General features: G+C 44.8%; 14 protein-coding genes, 7 tRNA genes and 3 rRNA genes. 16 read left to right on the forward strand and 8 right to left on the reverse strand.

Features of this window, described 5'->3' with window-relative positions:
- Positions 1–4: 4 nt before the first annotated feature.
- Positions 5–589, reverse strand: a complete 585-nt coding sequence (gerD, locus tag MKY18_RS00965; protein ID WP_003217144.1) for a spore germination lipoprotein GerD — start codon at positions 587–589, stop codon at positions 5–7.
- Positions 590–679: 90 nt separating this feature from the next.
- Here gerD and MKY18_RS00970 point away from each other — a divergent pair, with 90 nt between their 5' ends.
- Entirely contained in the window at positions 680–1,282 is a 603-nt protein-coding gene (locus MKY18_RS00970) for a KinB-signaling pathway activation protein (RefSeq protein ID WP_185108917.1), read from the forward strand.
- Here the strand turns inward: MKY18_RS00970 and pdaB are convergent.
- A complete protein-coding gene (gene pdaB, locus MKY18_RS00975) occupies positions 1,275–2,039 on the reverse strand; it encodes a polysaccharide deacetylase family sporulation protein PdaB (RefSeq protein WP_106066808.1) in 765 nt (254 codons plus the stop codon). The genes MKY18_RS00970 and pdaB overlap by 8 nt on opposite strands.
- Positions 2,040–2,416: 377 nt before the next feature.
- Between pdaB and MKY18_RS00980 the strand changes: the two genes are divergently transcribed.
- From MKY18_RS00980 to MKY18_RS01010, 7 genes are all read left to right on the forward strand, one after another.
- Positions 2,417–3,965 (forward strand): 16S ribosomal RNA (locus tag MKY18_RS00980).
- A 182-nt stretch (positions 3,966–4,147) separates the two neighbouring features.
- Positions 4,148–7,078, forward strand: a 23S ribosomal RNA gene (locus tag MKY18_RS00985).
- 61 nt (positions 7,079–7,139) lie between these two features.
- A 5S ribosomal RNA gene (gene rrf, locus MKY18_RS00990) occupies positions 7,140–7,255 on the forward strand.
- Together the 16S, 23S and 5S rRNA genes with 2 tRNA genes alongside form the textbook arrangement of a ribosomal RNA operon.
- Before the next feature lie 42 nt (positions 7,256–7,297).
- Positions 7,298–7,372: transfer RNA gene (locus MKY18_RS00995), tRNA-Asn, on the forward strand.
- Position 7,373: 1 nt separating this feature from the next.
- Positions 7,374–7,446: transfer RNA gene (locus MKY18_RS01000), tRNA-Thr, on the forward strand.
- Between the two features lie 355 nt (positions 7,447–7,801).
- Entirely contained in the window at positions 7,802–9,244 is a 1,443-nt protein-coding gene (locus tag MKY18_RS01005) for a SulP family inorganic anion transporter (RefSeq protein ID WP_185108667.1), read from the forward strand.
- Positions 9,245–9,301: 57 nt separating this feature from the next.
- Entirely contained in the window at positions 9,302–10,267 is a 966-nt protein-coding gene (locus MKY18_RS01010; RefSeq protein ID WP_260406893.1) for a bile acid:sodium symporter family protein, read from the forward strand.
- A 39-nt stretch (positions 10,268–10,306) separates the two neighbouring features.
- Here MKY18_RS01010 and MKY18_RS01015 read toward each other — a convergent pair whose 3' ends face one another.
- The 6 genes from MKY18_RS01015 to murQ are packed head-to-tail and all read right to left on the reverse strand — an operon-like array spanning position 10,307 to position 18,039.
- Complete coding sequence (locus MKY18_RS01015) at positions 10,307–11,554, reverse strand: DUF1343 domain-containing protein (RefSeq protein ID WP_185108662.1); 1,248 nt, start codon at positions 11,552–11,554, stop codon at positions 10,307–10,309.
- 11 nt (positions 11,555–11,565) lie between these two features.
- A complete protein-coding gene (locus MKY18_RS01020) occupies positions 11,566–13,485 on the reverse strand; it encodes a glycoside hydrolase family 3 protein (protein WP_185108660.1) in 1,920 nt (639 codons plus the stop codon).
- A 13-nt stretch (positions 13,486–13,498) separates the two neighbouring features.
- On the reverse strand, positions 13,499–14,854 hold the full coding sequence (gene pbp4b / locus MKY18_RS01025) for a penicillin binding protein PBP4B (RefSeq protein WP_185108658.1): 1,356 nt from the start codon (positions 14,852–14,854) through the stop codon (positions 13,499–13,501).
- A 19-nt stretch (positions 14,855–14,873) separates the two neighbouring features.
- Entirely contained in the window at positions 14,874–16,247 is a 1,374-nt protein-coding gene (locus tag MKY18_RS01030; RefSeq protein WP_126741710.1) for a PTS transporter subunit EIIC, read from the reverse strand.
- Positions 16,244–17,113, reverse strand: coding sequence for a MurR/RpiR family transcriptional regulator (locus tag MKY18_RS01035; protein ID WP_065097739.1), 870 nt, complete (start codon positions 17,111–17,113; stop codon positions 16,244–16,246). Before MKY18_RS01035 ends, MKY18_RS01030 begins: the two co-directional genes overlap by 4 nt.
- A 14-nt stretch (positions 17,114–17,127) precedes the next feature.
- On the reverse strand, positions 17,128–18,039 hold the full coding sequence (gene murQ, locus MKY18_RS01040) for an N-acetylmuramic acid 6-phosphate etherase (protein ID WP_065097738.1): 912 nt from the start codon (positions 18,037–18,039) through the stop codon (positions 17,128–17,130).
- 221 nt (positions 18,040–18,260) lie between these two features.
- Here murQ and MKY18_RS01045 point away from each other — a divergent pair.
- The 8 genes from MKY18_RS01045 to rsiW all read left to right on the forward strand — a co-directional run bounded on the left by MKY18_RS01045 (position 18,261) and on the right by rsiW (position 21,119).
- A tRNA-Glu gene (locus tag MKY18_RS01045) sits at positions 18,261–18,335 on the forward strand.
- A 7-nt stretch (positions 18,336–18,342) separates the two neighbouring features.
- Positions 18,343–18,418 (forward strand) — tRNA-Val (locus MKY18_RS01050).
- A 3-nt stretch (positions 18,419–18,421) separates the two neighbouring features.
- A tRNA-Thr gene (locus MKY18_RS01055) sits at positions 18,422–18,494 on the forward strand.
- Between the two features lie 28 nt (positions 18,495–18,522).
- Positions 18,523–18,607, forward strand: a tRNA-Tyr gene (locus MKY18_RS01060).
- Between the two features lie 4 nt (positions 18,608–18,611).
- Positions 18,612–18,683, forward strand: a tRNA-Gln gene (locus tag MKY18_RS01065).
- A gap of 136 nt (positions 18,684–18,819) precedes the next feature.
- Positions 18,820–19,731, forward strand: a complete 912-nt coding sequence (gene rocF / locus MKY18_RS01070; RefSeq protein WP_065097737.1) for an arginase — start codon at positions 18,820–18,822, stop codon at positions 19,729–19,731.
- A gap of 183 nt (positions 19,732–19,914) precedes the next feature.
- On the forward strand, positions 19,915–20,478 hold the full coding sequence (gene sigW / locus MKY18_RS01075) for an RNA polymerase sigma factor SigW (RefSeq protein WP_003217112.1): 564 nt from the start codon (positions 19,915–19,917) through the stop codon (positions 20,476–20,478).
- A 14-nt stretch (positions 20,479–20,492) separates the two neighbouring features.
- Positions 20,493–21,119 (forward strand): anti-sigma-W factor RsiW, encoded by a 627-nt coding sequence (gene rsiW / locus MKY18_RS01080; protein ID WP_034664492.1) that lies wholly within the window; start codon positions 20,493–20,495, stop codon positions 21,117–21,119.
- Positions 21,120–21,312: the final 193 nt, after the last annotated feature.

Genomic DNA, 21,312 nt, shown 5'->3' on the forward strand with positions numbered 1-21,312 from the left:
ATGTTTAACTGCCGCTTTCTTCGCTGCCTTTTGATCCGGAATCACTGCTTTCAGATGCTGCTTTTTTAAGCTCATCTTCGAATTTCTTCTTATAAAGAGGACTGCTTAATGTTTCCGTAATAACTTTTTCTAAGTGCTTTCTGAACTCTTTGCTTTTCACCAGTTCACCGTATTTCTTTTCCATTTCAGGATCCTTGAGAATATCCATCATCAATTGCTGATAGTCAGGGTCCTTCATTAACTGTTTTAACATCTTTTCATGCTGTTGCTGCATGGATTTTGCGAAAGTCTCGGCAAATTTAGAATCCTCAAAGACCTTCTTCCAGAACTCTTTGCCTTTATCAGAAGTCAGTGTTTTCTCTATCGTTTTTTTCACAGTTTGTTCATCCATTACCAAAGCTTCATTCATTGCCTCGTCATTTAATAACTGTTGAATGGCCTTTTTACCGTCATCTGTCTTCAATATATCGACGACCATTTTCTTTGTTTCGTCATAGTCCATATTAGATGAGGATTGGGTTTTGGGAGCACAAGCTGTTAGAGATAAAAGGAGAAAACAGCTCATTATACGCAAGATGCCTTTTGACATACTGTGGCTCCTTTCGTTACATGTCTTACTTTTAATATGAATGTTTCACGTAAATTTATACATAACAAAAATAGGGGTTGGGTCAATTCAATGAAAAGTCGGGATTTAGTTCGTTTTTTCTTCTCTGTGCTAGCTGTTGGAGCGGTCATGACAAGCGTGGTAGGCTTTGCGCTGGAGTGGGGGAAATATCAGAAGCTTTTTATATCATTTGAAATACTAGAAATCGCATCTGTGTTATTTTGGTTCATTGGTGTGGGGATGATTTTTAGTGTCATTAGTCAGATGGGGTTTGTTGTCTTTTTGACGGTGCACCGGTTTGCTTTAGAGATATTCAGATCACATTCTTTATGGAATACCATTCAGCTGTTTCTGGTGATCTTTGTGCTGTTTGATTTAGCTTACTTGCGATTTTTGTTTTTCGGGGAGAATGAATCATTTCTTCCATACCTATGGCTGCCTGTCTTTATTGGTGTGTTCGCATTGATCGTGGCTTACTTTAAACAACAGCAGTCCTCTAAGAAAACATTTGTTTCCGCAATGTTTCTCATGGTCGTCATCACGTCGCTAGAATGGTTCCCGGCGCTCAGAGTCAATGAAGAGGACTGGCTGTATTTAATGCTATTCCCGCTATTAGGCTGTAATGCGTTTCAGTTATTAGCTATGCCGCGGTTTTCAAAGGCGAAAGCTACTTAACTTCCGATGACTTTGTTTTGGTATTGGAGATCAGTTCGCCAACCGTCACATTTTTTAAATTCTTTTCTTTAATTTGTTTCAAAATAGCTGGTAAGGCTTGAGCGGTTTGGGTTGCTGAATCTGAGGCATGGAGGAGAACAATGTCTCCGCTTTTCATTCGATCATTTACATTCTGAACAATCTGATCGACGCCCGGATTCAGCCAATCCTGTGAATTGACGCTGTAATGTACAACGGTATAACCGTACTGTGTGGCAATTTTCAATGCTTTTTCGTTAAATTGCCCAGTTGGCGGTCTTAATAGTTGAATGTCATCTAGTCCAAGCTTTTGAAATGAATTTTGTGCCCGGACAAGATCTTGCTTGATTTCACTATCTTCAAGCTGGCTATAATTTTTATAAGCATAGCCAAGGCTGCCGATTTGGTGACCGTCCTCTCTAATTTGTTTGACGATATCAGGATGACGCTCAGCCCAAGAAGCAGACAGAAAGAAAGTAGCGTTCTTTATATCGTACTCTCGAAGGACATTTAAAATAGGAACAGCCTTCTCATCTCCCCAGCCGATATTAAATGTGAGGGAGACATGTTTTGAGGAAGTCTCGCCTTTATAAATAGCTCGTGGTCCGTGTTCTGTTTTAAATACCGACAGCGGCGGTGCCTTTTGTACATAAAAAAACGTTGCAGCTGCAAGGGCTGCTACAAGAATAATGACAACTTGCTTCAGCCGTTTAATAGGCAACACATATAATCGACTCAATTCAAACACTCCTGCCTTGTCCAAGATTGTTACTTGATTGTATGCAGGACAAGGGTTTGAGATGCACAATAAAACTATTTCAAAAAAAGTTTTGAAAAGGCGTTGACCAATAGAAAGTTTTCGTGATATATTATTAATCGTCGCTGACACACGGTGACAAAGACAAAACGCTTCGGGAAATAAACTTAAAAAAAGTTGTTGACATAAGATGAAGCAAAATGTTACATTATTAAAGCCGCTAAGAACGGCGAAGATGATCTTTGAAAACTAAACAAGACAAAACGTACCTGTTAATTCGAGTTTTATAAAAAAATCCTATGTTATATCATAGGTAGTCAGTCAAACGCTGACGAAAAACAAAACTTCGGTTTTGTACTTTTTCGGAGAGTTTGATCCTGGCTCAGGACGAACGCTGGCGGCGTGCCTAATACATGCAAGTCGAGCGAACAGAAGGGAGCTTGCTCCCGGATGTTAGCGGCGGACGGGTGAGTAACACGTGGGTAACCTGCCTGTAAGACTGGGATAACTCCGGGAAACCGGAGCTAATACCGGATAGTTCCTTGAACCGCATGGTTCAAGGATGAAAGACGGTTTCGGCTGTCACTTACAGATGGACCCGCGGCGCATTAGCTAGTTGGTGGGGTAATGGCTCACCAAGGCGACGATGCGTAGCCGACCTGAGAGGGTGATCGGCCACACTGGGACTGAGACACGGCCCAGACTCCTACGGGAGGCAGCAGTAGGGAATCTTCCGCAATGGACGAAAGTCTGACGGAGCAACGCCGCGTGAGTGATGAAGGTTTTCGGATCGTAAAGCTCTGTTGTTAGGGAAGAACAAGTGCGAGAGTAACTGCTCGCACCTTGACGGTACCTAACCAGAAAGCCACGGCTAACTACGTGCCAGCAGCCGCGGTAATACGTAGGTGGCAAGCGTTGTCCGGAATTATTGGGCGTAAAGGGCTCGCAGGCGGTTTCTTAAGTCTGATGTGAAAGCCCCCGGCTCAACCGGGGAGGGTCATTGGAAACTGGGAAACTTGAGTGCAGAAGAGGAGAGTGGAATTCCACGTGTAGCGGTGAAATGCGTAGAGATGTGGAGGAACACCAGTGGCGAAGGCGACTCTCTGGTCTGTAACTGACGCTGAGGAGCGAAAGCGTGGGGAGCGAACAGGATTAGATACCCTGGTAGTCCACGCCGTAAACGATGAGTGCTAAGTGTTAGGGGGTTTCCGCCCCTTAGTGCTGCAGCTAACGCATTAAGCACTCCGCCTGGGGAGTACGGTCGCAAGACTGAAACTCAAAGGAATTGACGGGGGCCCGCACAAGCGGTGGAGCATGTGGTTTAATTCGAAGCAACGCGAAGAACCTTACCAGGTCTTGACATCCTCTGACAACCCTAGAGATAGGGCTTTCCCTTCGGGGACAGAGTGACAGGTGGTGCATGGTTGTCGTCAGCTCGTGTCGTGAGATGTTGGGTTAAGTCCCGCAACGAGCGCAACCCTTGATCTTAGTTGCCAGCATTTAGTTGGGCACTCTAAGGTGACTGCCGGTGACAAACCGGAGGAAGGTGGGGATGACGTCAAATCATCATGCCCCTTATGACCTGGGCTACACACGTGCTACAATGGACAGAACAAAGGGCTGCGAGACCGCAAGGTTTAGCCAATCCCATAAATCTGTTCTCAGTTCGGATCGCAGTCTGCAACTCGACTGCGTGAAGCTGGAATCGCTAGTAATCGCGGATCAGCATGCCGCGGTGAATACGTTCCCGGGCCTTGTACACACCGCCCGTCACACCACGAGAGTTTGTAACACCCGAAGTCGGTGAGGTAACCTTTATGGAGCCAGCCGCCGAAGGTGGGACAGATGATTGGGGTGAAGTCGTAACAAGGTAGCCGTATCGGAAGGTGCGGCTGGATCACCTCCTTTCTAAGGATATATGGAGCAGCGTGCGTTTTCGTCTTGTTTAGTTTTGAAGGATCATTCCTTCAAAACATGTCTCTAGCGAGACAGGATTGTTCTTTGAAAACTAGATAACAATAAGTAATACATTCACATTGAATGCAATGCAAAGTTCATCACACATAGTGATTCTTTCTAAAGTAAGAAATGGTTAAGTTAGAAAGGGCGCACGGTGGATGCCTTGGCACTAGGAGCCGATGAAGGACGGGACGAACACCGATATGCTTCGGGGAGCTGTAAGCAAGCTTTGATCCGGAGATTTCCGAATGGGGAAACCCACTGCTCGTAATGGAGTAGTATCCATACTTGAATACATAGAGTATGAGAAGGCATACCCGGGGAACTGAAACATCTAAGTACCCGGAGGAAGAGAAAGCAAATGCGATTCCCTGAGTAGCGGCGAGCGAAACGGGAACAGCCCAAACCAAGAGGCTTGCCTCTTGGGGTTGTAGGACACTCTATACGGAGTTACAAAGGAACGATATAAGCGAAGAGGTCTGGAAAGGCCCGCCAAAGAAGGTAACAGCCCTGTAACTGAAATGTTGTTCTCTCCAGAGTGGATCCTGAGTACGGCGGAACACGTGAAATTCCGTCGGAATCCGGGAGGACCATCTCCCAAGGCTAAATACTCCCTAGTGACCGATAGTGAACCAGTACCGTGAGGGAAAGGTGAAAAGCACCCCGGAAGGGGAGTGAAATAGATCCTGAAACCGTGTGCCTACAAGTAGTCAGAGCCCGTTAAAGGGTGATGGCGTGCCTTTTGTAGAATGAACCGGCGAGTTACGATCCCGTGCAAGGTTAAGCAGAAGATGCGGAGCCGCAGCGAAAGCGAGTCTGAATAGGGCGCATGAGTACGTGGTCGTAGACCCGAAACCAGGTGATCTACCCATGTCCAGGGTGAAGTTCAGGTAACACTGAATGGAGGCCCGAACCCACGCACGTTGAAAAGTGCGGGGATGAGGTGTGGGTAGGGGTGAAATGCCAATCGAACCTGGAGATAGCTGGTTCTCTCCGAAATAGCTTTAGGGCTAGCCTCAAGGTAAGAGTCTCGGAGGTAGAGCACTGATTGGACTAGGGGCCCCTACCGGGTTACCGAATTCAGTCAAACTCCGAATGCCGATGACTTATCCTTGGGAGTCAGACTGCGAGTGATAAGATCCGTAGTCGAAAGGGAAACAGCCCAGACCGCCAGCTAAGGTCCCAAAGTATACGTTAAGTGGAAAAGGATGTGGAGTTGCTTAGACAACCAGGATGTTGGCTTAGAAGCAGCCACCATTTAAAGAGTGCGTAATAGCTCACTGGTCGAGTGACTCTGCGCCGAAAATGTACCGGGGCTAAACGTATCACCGAAGCTGCGGACTGTTCTTACGAACAGTGGTAGGAGAGCGTTCTAAGTGCTGTGAAGTCAGACCGGAAGGACTGGTGGAGCGCTTAGAAGTGAGAATGCCGGTATGAGTAGCGAAAGACGGGTGAGAATCCCGTCCACCGAATGCCTAAGGTTTCCTGAGGAAGGCTCGTCCGCTCAGGGTTAGTCGGGACCTAAGCCGAGGCCGAAAGGCGTAGGCGATGGACAACAGGTTGATATTCCTGTACCACCTCCTCACCATTTGAGCAATGGGGGGACGCAGGAGGATAGGGTAAGCGCGGTATTGGATATCCGCGTCCAAGCAGTTAGGCTGGGAAATAGGCAAATCCGTTTCCCGTGAAGGCTGAGCTGTGATGGCGAGCGAAATTTAGTAGCGAAGTTCCTGATTCCACACTGCCAAGAAAAGCCTCTAGCGAGGTGAGAGGTGCCCGTACCGCAAACCGACACAGGTAGGCGAGGAGAGAATCCTAAGGTGATCGAGAGAACTCTCGTTAAGGAACTCGGCAAAATGACCCCGTAACTTCGGGAGAAGGGGTGCTTCTTAGGGTGTTAAAGCCCCGAGAAGCCGCAGTGAATAGGCCCAGGCGACTGTTTAGCAAAAACACAGGTCTCTGCGAAGCCGTAAGGCGAAGTATAGGGGCTGACGCCTGCCCGGTGCTGGAAGGTTAAGAGGAGCGCTTAGCGTAAGCGAAGGTGCGAATTGAAGCCCCAGTAAACGGCGGCCGTAACTATAACGGTCCTAAGGTAGCGAAATTCCTTGTCGGGTAAGTTCCGACCCGCACGAAAGGCGCAACGATCTGGGCACTGTCTCAACGAGAGACTCGGTGAAATTATAGTACCTGTGAAGATGCAGGTTACCCGCGACAGGACGGAAAGACCCCGTGGAGCTTTACTGCAGCCTGATATTGAATGTTGGTACAGCTTGTACAGGATAGGTAGGAGCCTTGGAAACCGGAGCGCTAGCTTCGGTGGAGGCATCGGTGGGATACTACCCTGGCTGTATTGACCTTCTAACCCGCTGCCCTTATCGGGCAGGGAGACAGTGTCAGGTGGGCAGTTTGACTGGGGCGGTCGCCTCCTAAAATGTAACGGAGGCGCCCAAAGGTTCCCTCAGAATGGTTGGAAATCATTCGCAGAGTGTAAAGGCACAAGGGAGCTTGACTGCGAGACCTACAAGTCGAGCAGGGACGAAAGTCGGGCTTAGTGATCCGGTGGTTCCGCATGGAAGGGCCATCGCTCAACGGATAAAAGCTACCCCGGGGATAACAGGCTTATCTCCCCCAAGAGTCCACATCGACGGGGAGGTTTGGCACCTCGATGTCGGCTCATCGCATCCTGGGGCTGTAGTCGGTCCCAAGGGTTGGGCTGTTCGCCCATTAAAGCGGTACGCGAGCTGGGTTCAGAACGTCGTGAGACAGTTCGGTCCCTATCCGTCGCGGGCGCAGGAAATTTGAGAGGAGCTGTCCTTAGTACGAGAGGACCGGGATGGACGCACCGCTGGTGTACCAGTTGTTCTGCCAAGGGCATCGCTGGGTAGCTATGTGCGGACGGGATAAGTGCTGAAAGCATCTAAGCATGAAGCCCCCCTCAAGATGAGATTTCCCATTCCGCAAGGAAGTAAGATCCCTGAAAGATGATCAGGTTGATAGGTCTGAGGTGGAAGCGTGGTGACACGTGGAGCTGACAGATACTAATAGATCGAGGACTTAACCTATATTCTAATGTGAAGCTTGAACATTGTTATCTAGTTTTGAGAGAACATTCTCTCCATCAGGTTTGGTGGCGATAGCGAAGAGGTCACACCCGTTCCCATACCGAACACGGAAGTTAAGCTCTTCAGCGCCGATGGTAGTTGGGGGTCTCCCCCTGTGAGAGTAGGACGCCGCCAAGCTTTTTGTTTATATCCTTCCAATGGAAGAAGTTACTTTATCATTCCGCAGTAGCTCAGTGGTAGAGCTATCGGCTGTTAACCGATCGGTCGTAGGTTCGAGTCCTACCTGCGGAGCCATGCTTCCATAGCTCAGTAGGTAGAGCACTTCCATGGTAAGGAAGAGGTCAGCGGTTCGAGCCCGCTTGGAAGCTTTCCTCTAAATTATAATGATTAATGTGTAAGGTTTCTCGATGATGAGAAGGCTTTTTTTGTTTGTTCTCATATATATTCGAACTAATTCACGTTGGATCACAAGTAAGCTTGCTATACGAATGAATCAATTTGCTTGGAAGCTTTGTATCAGATTTCTACTTATGCCTTTTTTCGTTCTTGATTCTTCAGTACCTTTTATGCCTACGAAAGAGACAATATCCTCTCTAACAAAAGACTCTGTACGTTCCTCTTTTTCCCCGAAAGTGAAGCATTGTTTATTTTCCTTTCTTCATCTCCAGGTTTGATTGATCTTCTTTTCTGTGTGCGGTATGTGTATAAAAAGGAGTAGATGGTTTGAAAGATTTATTTGTAAAGCAAGAATGGTTTGGACATGTGCGTCAGGATGTGCTGGCGGGTATTTTAGTGGCTCTGGCTTTAATTCCTGAGGCGATTGCATTTTCGATTATTGCGGGCGTTGATCCGAAGATTGGATTGTATGCTTCGTTTTGTATTGCCATTGTCATTTCGTTTGTTGGTGGACGGCCAGGTATGATTTCGGCTGCTACAGGGGCTATGGCTCTGGTTATGGTTGATTTGGTAGCCGATCATGGATTGCAGTACTTGTTTGCGGCTACGATTTTAACAGGTCTGATTCAAATTGTGTTTGGATTTTGCCGAGTGTCTCGTCTGATGAAGTTTATTCCGAAATCCGTAATGGTTGGTTTTGTGAATGCGTTGGCTATTATGATCTTCATGGCTCAGCTTCCACATTTCGTAGGGGAATCGTTGGCCATGTATACAATGACAGGCGGCGCTTTGCTGATCATTTATTTATTGCCGATGGTGGTAAAGGTGATACCATCCCCTCTCATTGCGATTATTGTCATGACGATCATTGCTGTATTTGGACATATTGATGTGAGAACAGTTGGAGACATGGGAGAGCTTCCTAGTACTTTGCCTGCTTTTCTGATTCCTCAAGTTCCGTTTAGCTGGGAGACACTTGCTATTATTTTTCCTTATTCTTTAGCGCTAGCGATGGTAGGTTTACTTGAGTCTCTTTTAACTGCACAGATTGTTGATGATATGACGGAGACGTCTAGTCGTAAGAACAAGGAAGCGAGAGGTCAAGGGATTGCCAATGTGGTTGCAGGGTTCTTTGGTGGTATGGCTGGTTGTGCGATGATTGGTCAATCAGTGATTAATACGAAGGCAGGCGGGCGTGGCCGTCTTTCTACTTTTGTAGCGGGTGCCTTTTTAATGGTTCTCATTTTTATACTTGGTGATGTTGTTGTTCAGATTCCGATGGCTGCTCTTGTAGCTGTCATGATTATGGTCTCCGTTGGGACATTTGATTGGAGTTCCTTTCAGCAGTTACGAAAGAATCCGATAACAGATTCTATTGTGATGATTGTCACGGTCGTGACGGTAGTGTTAACTCATGATTTATCAAAAGGTGTTTTTGCAGGTGTGCTGCTAAGTGCGGTATTCTTTGTAGCAAAAATATCGAAGCTCCATATTTCCTCTACAGAAAGCCAAGCAGGTACTTGGATTTATCGAATTAAAGGGCAAATTTTCTTTGCTTCTGTGACTGATTTCATCCAAGCGTTCCATCAGGGAAAAGATCTCCAAGCCATTGTGATTGATCTATCTGAAGCGCGTATATGGGATGAATCGGGTGTGGCAGCGATAGAACGTGTAAAGGAAAAGTATCAAGCAGCTGGCGTACAAGTAGACGTAGTTGGAATGGATACATCAAGTCGAAATCTTGTGAAACAGGTGAATGGTTCTTCATAAGTTTTTTCTGTTTGTTACAATAGAAAGGGTAGAAAGTGAAGGATGGAGGTGGCCGGCATGCTTGTGCGTTTGAACCAAGTGCTCGGCCGGATGATGCCGCTTATTACGCCTATTAGTGTGCTACTTGGTGTTTTATTGGCGGCCTATTTAAAAGATTTTACGTTTATGGTGCCTTGGGTATTTGCCATTATGACATTTTCAGGGAGCTTGTCATCTACTTTTTCAGCTTTAAAGCATACGGTGATGCATCCATTGCCTTTGATTTTATCGTTTATGATTTTGCATGTGCTGATGCCTCTTTATGCTTGGTCAGCGGGGCATTTGATATTTGCGGGCGATTCTATGACGATCACCGGTTTGACTCTTGCGATGGTGATTCCAACAGGTGTGTCTAGTTTAATATGGGCGGCGATGTATAAAGGGAATGTCGGGTTAACGTTATCTATCATTTTAATTGATACATTGCTTTCGCCATTGATTGTGCCAGTAAGCTTGTCACTCTTCGTCGGTACACAGGTCCATATGGACATGGTTGCGATCATGAAAGGGCTGTTTGGTATGGTGGTGCTGCCCTCTATTTTAGGGATGCTCGTTCGTCAGTATGCAAAGCCATCTGTGACGAAAACAATTAGTCAGACCTTGGCTCCTTTTTCAAAATTAGGCTTGTTTGTTGTCGTATCGATTAACAGTTCTGTTGTCGCCCCATATTTGCGTGAACTGGATGCTGCATTTTTTAGCAAAGCAGCGACTGTCTTTTTCATTGCGATGAGTGGGTATGCTTTAGCATGGTTGATTGGAAAGGTAATGAAATGTACTCAAGGGGAGATTGTGGCCATTGTGTATACGGGCGGCATGAGAAATATTAGTGCCGGAGCTGTGCTTGCCATTAGCTTTTTTCCGCCTGCTGTTGCTGTCCCTGTTGTGATTGGTATGCTGTTTCAGCAAGTACTTGCTGCCTTGTTTGGTTTCTTACTCAATCGTTTTGAGCTGAAAGCGCCTGCTGTGACTAAATCTTTATCATGAAAAGACCTCCATTTTATGAGATGGAGGTCTTTTTGCGAATTAATAGATGAGATATTTCTTCCGTTTCTTTTCGAATGATTTGAGGTCGTGATGGTAGCGCTTCATGATGTGTTTGACGGAAGTACCTTGATTGATTTCTTCTTTGATCCAACCATTTCCGATGAGTTTATCAAAGCTACCTGTTTGAAGGAACTGAAAGTCTTTTGGATATAAATCATGTATGGCTTTGATGATGGATAACCCTGTTTTTACCGCTTCGAATGAAGAGCGGTCTGTGACGTATAGCTGCACACCGTGTGATAGCTTCCCAGCATGTTTAGAAAAAGTGGGGGTGAATGATACGGGTCTAAATTTCACACCCTTTAGTTTTAATTGATTTAAATAATCTGCTAGCTCATTGCTATTGATATACGGAGCGCCAATGAGCTCGAACGGTTTTGTTGTTCCTCTGCCTTCAGAGACATTTGTGCCTTCAATTAATCCTGTGGCGGGATATACAAAGGTACTATCCACTGTTGGCATGTTAGGTGAAGGAAGGACGAACGGCAGCTTCGTGTCATCAAACGTCATGGAACGCTTCCAATTTTTCATTTTGATGACTGTGACATCAGCATTGATATGAAACTCTTTGTTAAAGAATTTTGCTAGTTCACCAGTGGTCATCCCATGTCTTAATGGTATTGGATAGAGCCCTACAAATGAAGCGTGCTCAGGTTCTAAGACAGGGCCTTCTACTTTTAGTCCGCCAATGGGGTTTGGACGGTCTAGGACAACAAAGGGAATGTTGTTTTCTTTCGCAGCCTCCATCGCATAGGCCATCGTGTAAATATAGGTGTAATAACGAGCGCCAACATCTTGAATATCAAACAGCAAGACATCTACATTTTTGAGCATGTCAGGGGTTGGTTTTCTTGTTTTTCCATAGAGAGAGTAAACAGGAAGACCTGTTTTTTCATCGGTATAGGATTCGACGCCTTCTCCTGCCTGTGCATCGCCGCGCACACCATGTTCAGGTCCATATAGAGCAGTAAGCTTGATATTTGGATGCTCAAATAGGAGATCGACACTGCTTTTCATATTTGCATCAATACCAGTTGGGTTCGTAATGAGGCCGACCCTTTTCCCTTTTAACCATGAAAGATTGCCTGAGAGTAGTGTTTCGATCCCAGTTTTGACTGTTGCTTTTTTTCCTTTTGTATCTGTTCGTTCTTGGTTTGCGGGGGAGGCGGCGGTCAATGTGCTCATCATGAGAATGCTTGCGAGTATGAAGCTTGCTGTTTTTTTCAAGAGAATCCCTCCTATTTGATCTGTTTCCCTTTCAAGTTGAGTCCATAGCCGAATGGATACAGGGTTTGATTTGGATGAGTGACAGATGGGATATCTACAGGCAGTTTGCCTTTAGGTAATGCAGTGCCAAATATGACTTCTAACCCAGCAGGAATATTTGGCTGGTTGAATTGTCCGTTTGAGTAGCCCTTAAAACCGTAAACAGCTAGTAAGGCATCCGCCTCTTCAAAATTTGCCGCATCGTAAGGGTTTCTTAGGCTCATGATGACCATTTTTTTCTTTTGTGCTGCAGCTTCTTTCATGACAGCACGTGGGAATGCAGTCGCCCATTTTTTCGGGTCCTGTACATTGTCATCAATCACACCATCATTCACAGCTGGGTCATTTTGGACAACGTAAGAGCCGGTAATCACATAGTCAGCATCTTGTATGAGTCTGGCTGTTTCTTTGTTGAAAGTCTTATCCGCAAAAGCATATGATTGGATACGTACAGGTTTGATCTTTTTTTGTTTGATCAGAGAGTCAATTGTGACAGACATGGCTTTTGTTTGATCTTCGTAAGGTGCCATGACCAAGATTTTATCATTCTTTTTAGGCTTGAAGGGTAGGGTCTTATCGTTGTTTTTAAGCAGGGTGATCCCTTCACGCGCCATTTTTTGTTCTGCGTTCCGGTGCGATTTTTTCCCAACGACTTGAGTGGCTTTTTTGATTTTTTTCTCAAGGGTGATAGGTTTTTTGGAAGAAATGATGCCTCGTTTGATCTTCAATTGAAGAATTTTTTCAACAGATTCGTTGATTTGAGACATCGGAATTTCTTTCTTTACAATTGCCTGTTTTACAGCATTGAACACATTCTTAAGGTTTTTCTCAGTTTTAAGAGAGGTGACTGGTGCTGGCATGAGGGCGATGTCGACGCCAGCCTTAATGGCCATCACTACGGCTTCTTCCTGTCCGAAGTTATCTGCAATCGCTTTCATGTTTAGGGCGTCTGTTACGACAACTCCTTGAAAGCCCATCTCTTCTTTTAATAAGTGTGTGATGACTTTTTTCGATAAGGTTGCTGGAACCATAATGTCCTCGCCATCTTTTTTGCTTTTATATGTTGTATCATCAATGGCAGGAAATTGAACATGAGCGGTCATGACCATATCCGCACCAGCGTTGATCGCTTGTTGAAACGGATACAGCTCCACCTTTTTAAGACGATCTAGGTCATGTTCTACGAGCGGCAAGCCGTAGTGACTATCGACGGCTGTATCACCATGTCCCGGGAAATGCTTGAGTGTCGAAATAGTCTTCTCCTTTTGAAGTCCCTTCATGGTTTGAAGGCCAAGCCTAGTGACAAGAGCAGGATCAGAGCTAAAGGAACGGACACCAATGACGGGGTTGTTTGGGTTATTATTCACATCTAGCACAGGAGAGAAGTTTGTATTGATCCCTAGTGCGTTTAATTCTTTGCCGATGATTTTGCCTGTGTCGTATGCATTTTTCTTGCTTCTAGAGGCACCAATCGACATATTTCCTGGGAAATGTGTTCCCTTTTGTAATCTTGTGACGATTCCACCTTCTTGATCAATTGAAATGAGTAATGGAATCTTTGGTGATGCTTTTTGAAATTCATGGGTGAGTTTGACGGTTTGTTTCGTATCAACGACATTCTCCGCAAATAAGATGACACCGCCTAGATGATATTTTTCTACAAGATGGGATACTTCTTTATTCATCTTTGTTAAGCCTGTAGGTGCGGATTCATCTTTTGTTTGCCAATTACGAAAGTCTGGCATAAGCATTTGACCTATCTTTTCATCCAAAGACATGTTTTGTACCATTTGTTTTGCGGTTGGAAGAGGGGCAGGGCTAACCTTTTCCGTTGGAATGGAAGGGGTTAGCAGAGCTAAAACCAAAGCAGCGGGGAAAAGTGCTTTTAACATCGAATTCCTCCTTTTACTTAAAAGATTCGTAGATGGCGGTCATGATGCTTCCATAAGTGCCAGTTGGGAAAAGGTCACCTTCAAATTGATTTGGGTTGGTTTCAGGTGAAACGACAGGCGAATGTTTCTTATTTGTCAGCAAGACGATACCTAGATTATGTTTTGGATCAATCAATGTCATGGTTCCGGTCCAGCCGGTATGCCCATAGGCTTCGTTACTTGCATATTTTCCAAACATCCATTCCATGTCAGTATGACCGTTTTTACGCCAGCCTAGCCCGTATGTTGGGTTTGTATCAGAAGAGGCTGTAAAGAGATCGATAGAAGCTTGATCAAAGATGGTGGTTTTTCCATAGCCTCCTTTGTTCAGCATGAGCTGGAGCAGCACGGCCATGTCTGATATGTTAGAGAAAAGTCCAGCATGACCAGAGATTCCTGCCATTGAGTAAAATGCTTTTTCATCATGGACTTTGCCTAGCAGGGTGTACCTGCGAATGTTTTCAAAATCAATGACACCATCTCGCGAATTACCTAAACGTTCGGTTGCTGCAAAATGCTTCGGCTTAAATCCTTTTTGCAGTGGATTGAACATTGTGTGTTTGAGACCTAGCGGCCGATAGATTGTCGACTCTACATATTGATCAAGAGGCATACCTGTTTTTTTCTCAATGATCATGCCTAACAGCATGTAATCAATGTCACTATAAATGTGCTGGGTGCCTGGTTTGTATTGCAGAGGCACCTTCGGCAGCCATTTCATCGTTGTCTTTCTATCTTGAGAATAAAAGGTGCCGGCTGCTTCTTTGCTATAAAATAAGACACTGGAAGGGAGTCCGGCAGAATGGGTCAGAAGATCTCTTACATGGAGCTGATCTTTGCCGGTTACCTTTGCATCTGGTTCATCTTTAAAATCTGGCAGGATGGCTTGTATTTTTTCATTCACATCCAGTTTTTTCTCGTAGACAAGCTTTTGCAGGGCATAGTTCGTCGCATACATTTTGGTGTTGGATGCTAAGTCGAACAGTGTATTCTTTTTCATTTTCTTATAGGATTTGAGTTCGGTTGTGCCTTCGTATTTTTGCCTGTAGCCATAGGCTTTTTGATGGACGATTTTTCCGTCTTTGATAATGATGAGTGCGGCTCCTGGAAATCCTGCTTTGATATCGTTTTGAATCATGTGATCAACCTTCCTAAGCTGCCTAGAAGAAAAACCAACTTGTTCCGGTCGTTTTGCCTTTTTTAAGACGGGATATTCTTCAGGTGCTGTTTTAGACAAAGACGATACAGGATGGGAGCTAGTTGCAAATGTTTGTGCTGGTAATCCAAGGAGCATGAGCAGACTTGTCATTAAGAGAAAGTATTTCTTCAAGAGTTAGCCCTCCTATTGCTTATTTTTCCTCAAATTCAACAGCCATATCATCATGAAAACCAAATAAGTATGTGAAAATAAATCCAGCGACATATGCAATAAAGAGTCCGATTAAGTAAAGAAGCATTTGATGTGCGTGAACAATAAAGGTTAATGGGAGACCTGATACACCAATCGCCTTCGTTGCAATTTGGAAGTAGGCTTGAAATGCACCGCCGATTCCAGCGCCAAGACAAGCGGTGAGAAATGGTCGTCCCAGCGGGAGTGTGACACCGAAAATGAGTGGTTCACCAATGCCAAGCATCCCTGAAGGAAGTCCACCCGCGATGGCCCTTTTGAGTTTTTTCTTTTTTGTTTTCATATAAATGGCGAATGCCGCACCTACCTGTCCTGCACCGCCCATAGCGAGAATCGGCAAAAGCGGGTCATCTCCTATGGAATTAATGAGTTCCATATGAATCGGTGTCAGTCCTTGGTGAAGTCCTGTTACAACAAGTGGAAGGAAGGTCGCACCAAGAACAAATCCAGCGAAGATCCCGCCCATATTTAATAGATAAGTTAATCCTGAGGTAATGGCATCAGATATAAATCCGCCGACTGGCATGAAGACAACGTACGTAAAAATGCCTGTAATGAGTAGTGTGATGGTTGGTGTGACGATGATATCAAGTGATTGCGGGACGAATCGTCTGATTCTTGTTTCCACAAGCGCCATAAAGATGGCAGCTAGAAGAACACCAATAAGCCCGCCTCTGCCTGGTAGAATATTTGTGCCAAATAGCATAATGTCTGCGGAGGCTGGGTTAATAATGAGGATACCAGCTAATGCGCCTAATGCAGGAGAGCCCCCAAACTCCTTTGCAGCATTTGTTCCGACTAATATACCGAGATATGCGAACAAGCCTGAACCAATAACGGTTAAAATGATCGCTGCTTGAGACTTTCCATCAAGCCAGCCCGCTTGCACGATTGCTTTTGTAATCCCTGTAATAAGACCTGATGCAACGAGTGCTGGAATGATAGGAATAAAAATGCTGGCAATGCGTCGTAAGAACAGTTTGAACGGTGTGCGGTTCTTTTGTGAAATGGCTTGCTTGTTTTTTTGTGCTTCGTTGTTTAAATCATACGAGTCAGAGGCATTTAGCAGTTGTTCAAACGCACTTGATACTTGGTTGACAACACCAGTACCTAAGATAATTTGCAGCGTTTCTGCCTCAACGACACCAATGACACCATCGAGTTCTTTGATTGCATTGAGCTGAACTTGTTCATTGTCAATTGGTGTAATTCGGAGACGCGTCATACAATGTGTATGGGAAGAGATGTTTTCAGAACCACCACAGAGAGAAAGAATGTCTTTCGCCAACTGCTGATATTTCGTTTGATGACTCATGTTGAATCCCCCTTTGATTTTCGTTTCATGGAGCGGATGGCATGTCTTGTTTTGTCAATATATTGCGCCGTCTCTTCATATTGACGGGAAGCTAAGCTGAGGAACAAGACATCAATTAAGTAGAGCTGTGCCATTCTAGAGGAAGTGGCTGCACTGCGAAAAGGTGCTTCATTGGAACCGGACGTCGATAGGTGAACATCACATAAGGCAGAAACGCTTGTTTGACCTGGATGCGTCAAAGCAATGGTCTTCACTTGATTGTCTTTTGCGAGCTGAAGGGCTTGAATGATATCTAACGTTTCTCCTGAAAAGGAAATACCGAACACGATGTCATTCTTTCCTGCATTTGCGATGACCGTTGATGCGATGTGCATGTCAGTGAAGGCAGTCGCTGCATAATTGATTCTGAGAAATTTCTGCTGGGCATCCGCTGCGACGATGCCAGATGCACCGACGCCGATGAAATGGATTTGATTTGCACGCAGCAGTAATTGAACAGCTTTTTCTAATGCCTCTGCATTTAAAATAGAAGCGGTGTCCTTAATCGATTGAATCGAGTTTCCTGCTGTTTTTTGAATAATGGATTGAAGCGGTTCATCTTGTTCGATATCACGGTAGCCTTGTTTATCGCTATACATCAAGTCTCCAGCGATTCGCATTTTTAAATCGTGATAGCCATCTAGCCCGAGAGATTTACAAAGGCGGATGACTGCAGAGCTGCTTGCACCGGCTGCCTGACTGATTTCGTGTACTGTGCTCTTAATGACTTTGTCAGGATGGGCAAGGATATAGTCTGCAATGATTTTTTCAGATTGGGGGAGCTTTGCTTTCATTGTGTGTAGTAGGGTGAGTCCACCTGCTGACATGAGCACTGCCTCCTTTAGGATTGATGATGTGCGATGGCTTTGTCGATATGACCATTCGTTTTGTTGAGTAAATCCTTGGCTGTTTTCTTGTCTGTGTTTGTTTGAAGCATGACGATGGCGGTTTTGACTTCTAAGTCTGCCGCTTCAAGCGTTTTCACGGCTTGTTCGTAGGGAGCGTTTGTCACATGTTGAATGATGGTGATGGCGCGTTCTTTTAATTTATGATTGCTGACTTTTACATCAACCATCAGGTTTTCATATACTTTCCCTTGTCTGATCATGACAGAGGTGGAAAGCATATTTAAAATCATTTTATGAGCGGATGCGGCTTTCATTCGTGTTGACCCTGTGATGGCTTCTGGTCCTACAATGACTTCAATGGCGCAGTCTGCCAGTTCGCTAATTTTTGCTTGTTCATTACAGCTGAGGGCTACTGTTTTTGCGCCGATGGATTTAGCGTAGTTTAAAGCGCCGATGATGTAGGGTGTCCTACCGCTGGCGGCGATACCGACGATTGTATCTTTTGATGTCAGGTGAATGTGTACTAAATCCTGTTTGCCGGCTTCTTCACTGTCTTCCACATCTTCGGCAGCATGTGAAAAAGCAGAGTCTCCGCCTGCCATGATGCCGACAATCACATCAGGTGAGACGCTATAGGTAGGGGGACATTCGACAGCATCCATCACGCCAAGTCTGCCGCTTGTCCCGGCTCCTAAATAAACGAGTCTGCCCCCATTTGAGATGGATTCATAGGCGAAGTCACTTGCTGTTTTGACATGTGGTAGGACACGGTTGACTGCTTGAGCGACCTTCATATCTTCTTCATTAATCATTTGGAGCATTTCGAGTGGATTTGCTTGTGATATTCCCATTGTGTTAGGATTTCTTGATTCTGTTGTCAAAGAACGCAATTGAGATGGCTGCATGCGACATTCCTCCTTATTTCTTCATTTTCAGTATATTCAGTATGATATGAAATTTCAACATTATATTTAAATATTGAAATTATATTTCAATCAAAAAGTGGTGCTAATTGAAGGTGAATAGTTAGAAAATAAAAAAAATAAAAATCCCCTTTACAAAAGGGGGACAACCTGTATATAATAATTTTTGTCAGCTTCACGGAAACAGTCAAACTTGACAAATTGGCCCGTTGGTCAAGCGGTTAAGACACCGCCCTTTCACGGCGGTAACACGGGTTCGATTCCCGTACGGGTCACCATTGATGTGGAGGATTAGCTCAGCTGGGAGAGCATCTGCCTTACAAGCAGAGGGTCGGCGGTTCGAGCCCGTCATCCTCCACCATATGCCGGTGTAGCTCAACTGGTAGAGCAACTGACTTGTAATCAGTAGGTTGGGGGTTCAAGTCCTCTTGCCGGCACTGTTTTTTCTTTATCAATTCCATATGTGGAGGGGTAGCGAAGTGGCTAAACGCGGCGGACTGTAAATCCGCTCCCTCCGGGTTCGGCGGTTCGAATCCGCCCCCCTCCACCATTTTTGGGCTATAGCCAAGCGGTAAGGCAACGGACTTTGACTCCGTCATGCGTTGGTTCGAATCCAGCTAGCCCAGTTAAGACACCTTTTTCAAAAAGGTGTCTTTTTTTATGCTGGCAGGCGGAATGTATAACTATTCAAAATATTGTTGAGTTGAGTCAGAAGGCACCGAGAAAGTAAAATATAAGCATGAAGGGAAAGGGGATGTACATATGGGAGATCAAAAGAAGGTCACGCTTGTCGGGGTTCCGATGGATTTGGGTCAAATGAGAAGGGGCGTCGATATGGGACCGAGTGCGATTCGGTGTGCAGGCGTAAAAGAAAAATTGGAATCGCTTTCATTTGATGTGGAGGATCTCGGGGATATTCCGGTTGAACAAAGAGATGATGAAAAAGGTTTATATACAAGTGAAAAGCTAAAAAATTTAACGGAGAATGCTGGTGCGAATCAGCTGCTGGCAGAGAAGGTTGACAGTATAGTGCAATCAGGCTCATTCCCGCTCATTTTAGGCGGTGATCACAGCATTGCCATTGGCACACTTGCTGGTGTATCCAAGCATTATGAAAACTTAGGTGTCATTTGGTATGATGCTCACGGTGATTTAAATACAGAGGAAACTTCTCCTTCTGGAAATATACATGGTATGCCGCTTGCAGTCAGTCTTGGCCTTGGGCATGCTGATTTGACGAACATTGGCGGTTATTCTCCAAAATTGAAGCCTGAGAATGTTGTTTTAATTGGTGCTCGATCCTTAGATGAAGGAGAGCGGGCATTGATTAGAGAGAAAGGCATTAAAGTGTATACGATGCATGAAATAGATCGTTTAGGGATGACAAGAGTGATGGAGGAAGCGATTGCATATTTAAAGGAAAGAACAGATGGTGTCCACCTGTCGCTTGATTTAGATGGATTAGATCCAGCCGAGTGTCCTGGTGTAGGAACTCCTGTGGCAGGCGGCATTAGCTACCGGGAGAGTCATCTTGCTATGGAGCTTTTAGAAGAAGCCGGTATTTTGACTTCAGCTGAATTTGTTGAGGTGAATCCGGTTTTGGATGAAAAAAATAAAACAGCCGAAGCAGCTGTTGCATTAATTGGATCGTTAATGGGCGAAAAGCTATTGTAGAGCGGGACTTGTTCCCGTTCTTTTTTGTTTTGGATAAATTTAAGGATATATTAAGGTTTTTACTGGTAGATATGCGTAACACGCTGTCAAAAATTTGTTACACTATTTTTTAGAGGAGAATGAAACCTTTTGGAAAGAGGTTCGTATACATAAAGACCGGTGAAGGCAGAGGTTGAATATACTATGGACACAATGATTAAAAAGAGAATTAAGCAATTGAAAAAAGGCGACCAGAACGCATTTGCAGACATCGTAGACCTGTATAAAGACAAAATTTATCAGCTGTGCTACCGTATGCTTGGGAATGCACACGAAGCAGAGGATATTGCACAGGAGGCGTTTATTCGTGCCTATGTGAATATTGAAAGCTTTGATGTGAATCGTAAGTTTTCTACGTGGCTGTACCGCATTGCAACCAACCTGACCATCGATCGTATTCGCAAAAAAAAGCCGGATTATTATTTAGATGCAGAGGTGGCAGGAACAGAAGGATTGAATATGTATTCTCAAATTGCTGCTGATGGCATTTTGCCAGAGGAAGAGGTGGTGTCTCTTGAATTATCGAGTACCATTCAGCAAAAAATTCTAAGATTACCCGATAAATATCGTTCGGTCATCGTATTAAAGTATATTGATGAACTCTCGTTAAAAGAAATTAGTGAGATTCTAAATATACCCGTTGGTACGGTGAAAACGAGAATACACAGGGGTAGAGAGGCTCTCCGGAAACAGTTGAGAGACCTTTGAGTGAGGTGATTTTGATGAGCTGTCAGGAAAAAATCGTCCTGCTTATGCATCAGTATTTAGACGGGGACATTGAGCCCCAAGACGAAAAAGAATTAAAAAGCCATCTGCAATCGTGTGAGGAGTGCCGTACTCATTTTCAACAAATTGAGAAATCCATCGCGCTTGTGCAGAGTACATCTCATATAGAAGCACCAACTGATTTCACTGCAAAGGTGATGGCAGGTCTTCCAAAGGAAAAAAAGCGTGTGTCGGTTCAAAGATGGATCAAAGCTCATCCGCTGATGGTGGCCGCTGCCCTCTTTCTCATTTTGATGGGAGGCAGTCTGTTTACAAGCTGGAATACCGATCATAATTTCAGTGTGTCGAAGCAGCCGAATCTCGTTGTTGTAAATGATACAGTGACCGTACCTAAAGGGGAAACCGTAAAAGGTGATGTCACTGTCAAAAATGGCAAGCTGATTGTAGAAGGCAAGGTTGATGGAAATGTCACCGTCGTCAATGGGGAACAGCTGACTGCTTCTGCCGGCCAAGTCACTGGTCAAATTAATGAAATTAATGAAGTGTTTGATTGGATCTGGTACAAAATGAAATCTACAGCACAAAATGTGATGCGGGTCATTGGACCAGAGGAGCAAAAGTAATTATACGGGTCGAGAGCAGTCTCTTTAGGGGCTGCTCTTTTTCTATATTATAGGTCAGAATGTATGCGAGCTAGCACGCTAGCCATATATGGCAACTGTTTTCCTTGCTGAAACAAAATGTGATATAATAGCCACGCTATGTATTTACACATAGGCTCTTTTTTTATCAAAAATGCATCAAACGAAGAATAAC

Source organism: Bacillus sp. FSL R7-0672 (assembly GCF_038601465.1).
Classification (GTDB): Bacteria; Bacillota; Bacilli; order Bacillales; family Bacillaceae; genus Bacillus; species Bacillus pumilus.

Bases quoted from the DNA above. Each gene is read 5' to 3' on its own strand.
- gerD (WP_003217144.1), bottom strand. From the start codon at position 589: ATGTCAAAAGGCATCTTGCGTATAATGAGCTGTTTTCTCCTTTTATCT.
- MKY18_RS00970 (WP_185108917.1), top strand. From the start codon at position 680: ATGAAAAGTCGGGATTTAGTTCGTTTTTTCTTCTCTGTGCTAGCTGTT.
- MKY18_RS01010 (WP_260406893.1), top strand. From the start codon at position 9,302: ATGCTTGTGCGTTTGAACCAAGTGCTCGGCCGGATGATGCCGCTTATT.
- MKY18_RS01020 (WP_185108660.1), bottom strand. From the start codon at position 13,485: ATGTTAAAAGCACTTTTCCCCGCTGCTTTGGTTTTAGCTCTGCTAACC.
- MKY18_RS01030 (WP_126741710.1), bottom strand. From the start codon at position 16,247: ATGAGTCATCAAACGAAATATCAGCAGTTGGCGAAAGACATTCTTTCT.
- MKY18_RS01035 (WP_065097739.1), bottom strand. From the start codon at position 17,113: ATGTCAGCAGGTGGACTCACCCTACTACACACAATGAAAGCAAAGCTC.
- murQ (WP_065097738.1), bottom strand. From the start codon at position 18,039: ATGCAGCCATCTCAATTGCGTTCTTTGACAACAGAATCAAGAAATCCT.
- rocF (WP_065097737.1), top strand. From the start codon at position 18,820: ATGGGAGATCAAAAGAAGGTCACGCTTGTCGGGGTTCCGATGGATTTG.
- sigW (WP_003217112.1), top strand. From the start codon at position 19,915: ATGGACACAATGATTAAAAAGAGAATTAAGCAATTGAAAAAAGGCGAC.
- rsiW (WP_034664492.1), top strand. From the start codon at position 20,493: ATGAGCTGTCAGGAAAAAATCGTCCTGCTTATGCATCAGTATTTAGAC.